The sequence below is a fragment of the Pseudomonas kitaguniensis genome (genome assembly GCF_009296165.1).
Classification (GTDB): Bacteria; Pseudomonadota; Gammaproteobacteria; order Pseudomonadales; family Pseudomonadaceae; genus Aquipseudomonas; species Aquipseudomonas kitaguniensis.
Window position 1 is genome coordinate 1 of sequence record NZ_VUAZ01000214.1, and the last position, 3,595, is coordinate 3,595.

The 3,595-nt window shown below is 58.7% G+C and carries 2 protein-coding genes and 1 tRNA gene; 1 reads left to right on the plus strand and 2 read right to left on the minus strand.

Going from position 1 to position 3,595, the window contains the following annotated elements; genetic code table 11:
* Nucleotides 1–274 precede the first annotated feature (274 nt).
* Nucleotides 275–2,014 carry a dipeptidase gene (locus F0169_RS26580; RefSeq protein ID WP_152748081.1) on the plus strand — a complete coding sequence of 580 codons (1,740 nt, stop codon included), beginning with the start codon at nucleotides 275–277 and terminating at the stop codon, nucleotides 2,012–2,014.
* A 78-nt stretch (nucleotides 2,015–2,092) separates the two neighbouring features.
* Here the strand turns inward: F0169_RS26580 and gltS are convergent, their stop codons facing one another.
* Together gltS and F0169_RS26590 are read right to left on the minus strand one after the other, a co-directional pair.
* Nucleotides 2,093–3,304 (minus strand): sodium/glutamate symporter, encoded by a 1,212-nt coding sequence (gene gltS / locus F0169_RS26585; protein WP_058411691.1) that lies wholly within the window; start codon nucleotides 3,302–3,304, stop codon nucleotides 2,093–2,095.
* Between the two features lie 197 nt (nucleotides 3,305–3,501).
* Nucleotides 3,502–3,577 (minus strand) — tRNA-Gly (locus tag F0169_RS26590).
* Nucleotides 3,578–3,595: the final 18 nt, after the last annotated feature.

A 3,595-nucleotide genomic window follows, 5' to 3' on the forward strand; every position in this document is an offset into this window, starting at 1 on the left:
ACCGCTATCGCGAGCAAGCCCACAGTTGAATATCTACAGCCCGGACATTTGTGGAAGTGTTGATGCACTACACGGATCGCACCCGGCCAAGCCCTGACCGAAACCAGATTCCTCACACACCCAACCTCCCACAGTTGAATCGCTACAGCCCGGAGAATTTTTCCTGCTTCAAGGCCTCCCTATCCCACGCCCGGTGATGGTAGTGTGTGGAAATATTTCTGACATATTGATCAGAAATCTCCGACTCTAACTTCGCAAAGGAATGCCGTCAGCAATGCACTTCCCTATCAAAAAAAGCCTGGCTATCGCACTGTTTAGCGCCAGCCTCTCGGCAGTCGCCACCCCAGCATTTGCCAACATCAGCGCAGAACAAAGCGCCACCATCGTCAAACATTTCAGCGACACCTCGGTCACTGATTTTCGCGGTTTCCTCGGCGCTCTGGCCAAGGGCGACCTGGGCAAAACCGGCGATGCGGGACCGGCCATCAACGCCTTTCTCGCCAATCAAACCCTGACCGCCGACCAGCAGAACGAAATCAATCGTCTACTGGGCATTTATACGCGGGTGAAGTACGGCAAAGCCGCCCTCGAAACCCTGCGCGAACTGGTGGAAATCCCGACCTTCAATATCGATGGCCTGCCGCAGTACAAAAACCCGGAATTCCTCAAGATCGCCGACAAGATCCAGAGCCTGGCCAAAGCCTTCAACCTGAACTTCCGTAACATCGACAACCGCGTGTACGAAATTTCCCTGGAAGGCAGCGGCGATGAAGTGGTCGGCATCCACGCTCACGCCGATGTGGTGCCGGTAACCCCGGAAAACTGGGTGCTGAACGACGGTACGCGGCTCGACCCTTTCAAGGTCACGCTGATCGGCGACCGCATGTATGGCCGCGGCACCGAGGATGACAAGAACGGCATCGTGGTTGCCCTGTACGCGATGAAGGTGATCAAGGAAGAGAAGCTGCCGCTGGCGCGTAACTTCAAGCTGCTGGTGGACACCACCGAAGAAACCATGGGCGACGCGATCCCCTACTACTTCGAACGCAACCCTACGCCGCAATACAACCTGGCGCTGGATGGCGGCTACCCGGTGGTCATCGCCGAGAAAGGCTACGGCACCGTTATGGCGAGTTTCCCGGTGCGCAAGGGCGTCGGTAACGGCGCGGAAATTATCTCGATGACGGGCGGCATGGCCACCAACCAGATTCCATCGGCGTCAGTCGCGACGTTGGTCAGCGACACACCGGCCGAGCTGGCGGCCAGCTTGCAAACGGCCGGTGCCGAGTACGCCAAGCGCAATGGCGGCGATTTCGAGGTGGCCGCCAAGGTGGTCGGCAAAGACGTCACGTTGACGGTCACCGGTGTATCTGCGCATTCATCGGCGCCGCAATCGGGCGTCAACCCGGTGGCGCGCATGCTCGGGTTGATCCACAGCGTCGATGGCAAGATCGCGCTCAAGCACAACCACATCACCGACGCCGCGCGTTATGCGTCCGACAACTGGGGCCTGGATTACCTGGGTGGCCAGTTGGGCGTGGGCTTCTCCGATGCATTCATGGGGCCGCTGACCGCTTCGCTGACGTTTGTCGGGCAGGATGACAAAGCCTTCAAGTTGGCCGTGAACCTGCGCGTGCCGAAGGGCAAGTCCCCAGAGACACTCAAAACCGAAATCGCCGACAAGCTGAGCGCCTGGGACAAAACCTCCAAAGTCGAGGTGAACTTCACCTACTCGGTGGCGGCGCCGATGTACCGCAACCCTGAAGGTGAGTGGGTTAAAGCCTTGTTGGCGGTTGCCAGCGAAAACCTCGGCATGCAACACACGTTCGGCACCTCCGCCGGCGCCACCTCCGTGCATGACCTGCCCAACGGTGTGCAATTTGGCCTGGCGCGGCCGGAGGTGAAGTACACCGGGCACACCGACGGTGAGTTCAAGACCGTCGAGCAGTTCCTGCTCGATTTGCAGATCGTCACCGAAATGATGGGCCGTGTCGGGCAGTTGCCGACGCTCTGACTAACCACTGCGCCTGTTGTTGCGCGCTGCATGAAAACGCCGATCATCGCTGATCGGCGTTTTCGTTGATCACCTGTATCAGCCTGCCGCGCCTAGGAACGGCAGCGCCAGGTACAGCTTGATCACCACCGCATTGGTGATGTCGATAAAAAACGCGCCGACCATCGGCACCACCAGAAAGGCAATCTGCGAGGGGCCAAAGCGCTGAGTCACCGCCTGCATGTTGGCAATCGCGGTGGGCGTGGCGCCCAACCCGAAACCGCAATGGCCTGCCGCCAACACCGCCGCATCATAGTTGCTGCCCATCACCCGAAACGTCACGAAAATCGCGAACAGGGCCATCAATAACGCCTGTGCAGCCAACAGAATGACAATCGGCAATGCCAGCGCCGCCAGGTCCCACAGCTTGAGTGACATTAACGCAATCGCCAAAAACAACGACAAGCTGACATTGCCCAGCAACGACACCTCACGCTCAAACACCTGACGCCAGCCCATCGCCGACAGGCCGTTGCGCAACAGCACCGCGACGAACAGCACACACACAAAGGTCGGCAACTCAAACGCGGTGCCCCGAATCAAACCACTCAGCCAGGTGCCGACCTGCAGGCTGATCGCAAGCAACGCCAGCGTCTCGATAAACGAGAACGCGGTGATCGTGCGTTCCTGATCGGGCCGCTCAAAACCTTCCGGCTGGCGCGCTTGCGCCTGCTCAATCGCTGGCACCTGCACACGCTTGATCAGCAAGCGCGCGACCGGGCCACCAATCAACCCACCCAATACCAAGCCAAACGTCGCCGAAGCAATTGCCAGTTCAGACGCCGACGCCACGCCATACTTCTGACTGAACACTGCGCCCCACGCCGCGCCCGTGCCGTGCCCACCCGACAAGGTGATGGAGCCGGCCAGCAAGCCCATCAATGGGTCCAGCCCCAAGGCCTTGGCCAACGCGATGCCCATGGCATTTTGCAACACCAGCAGCGCCGTCACGACCAGCAGAAACATACCCAATACACGCCCGCCTTTTTTCAAGCTGGCAAAGTCGGCATTCAGGCCGATGGAGGCAAAAAACGCCAACATTAATGGCGTTTGCAATGAAGCGTCGAATCGCACTTCGATACCCGCCACTGCGCGCAACACAAGCAGTGACGCGGCAACCAATAAACCACCGGCAACCGGCTCTGGAATGCTGTAAGTCCGCAAAAAGCCGATTCGGGCCACCAGCCAACGCCCCAGCAACAGCACTAAAGAGGCGGCGACCAGCGTGGAATAAAAATCGAGTTGAAGCATCTGGGCAGTTCTCTGAAGTGAACAGGGCAAAAGGACTGGCCAGAGTAGAGGTCGCTGAACGGGTAAACACCCACTCGACGACACTCAAAGGAAACTACAGACAATTCCTACGCACTTCACAACCTGCCCTACGCGCCGGGAGAAAAAGCCGCACACACAAAAACGCGATCATCACTGATCGGCGTTTTCGTTAAATATGGAGCGGGAAACGAGACTCGAACTCGCGACCCCGACCTTGGCAAGGTCGTGCTCTACCAACTGAGCTATTCCCGCAAATGGCGTCCCCTAGGG